This window comes from Neisseria sp. P0018.S001, assembly GCF_051957355.1.
In the GTDB taxonomy this organism is placed as follows: Bacteria; Pseudomonadota; Gammaproteobacteria; order Burkholderiales; family Neisseriaceae; genus Neisseria; species Neisseria subflava_A.
Map to the genome: position 1 here is coordinate 1 of NZ_JBQCWN010000078.1, position 436 is coordinate 436.

Annotated in this window: 1 protein-coding gene; it reads right to left on the minus strand. The window is 53.9% G+C overall.

Annotated elements, in window-relative coordinates; all coding sequences use genetic code 11:
* Positions 1-14: 14 nt before the first annotated feature.
* On the minus strand, positions 15-436 hold a 422-nt coding region (locus tag ACTHTJ_RS10910; RefSeq protein WP_440362695.1), incomplete at its 5' end, for a lipid II flippase MurJ.

The following is a 436-nucleotide window of genomic DNA, read 5'->3' on the forward strand; positions in this document are numbered from 1 at the left end:
CATCTTAACAGCCTCTAGCGCGCTTCCACCCGTTTGAAATCTCTCGGTCGGAAACCCTGCGCAGCCAGCGAAACGAAATACAAACCGCCGCCTATCGCAATCAGGATGCACAACTGACCGGCTTTACGCAAACCGCCGACATGCACCCACTCAAACGGCAGATAAGCCTGCGCCATCCACAATCCGCCACCCATCACGACAAGCGACAGCAGCATTTTACCCAGAAAACTCCCCCACCCTTTACCGGGTCGGTAAATACCGTGTTTACGCAAAAGGAAGAACAACAATCCCGCATTGATACACGCGCCCAAACCGATGGCAAGCGAAAGCCCGACATGTTTCAGAGGGCCAACAAAGGCGAAGTTCATCAACTGCGGGCAGACGAGCGTAAAGATGGCGATTTTGACGGGCGGTTTGAGGTTTTGCCGTGCATAGA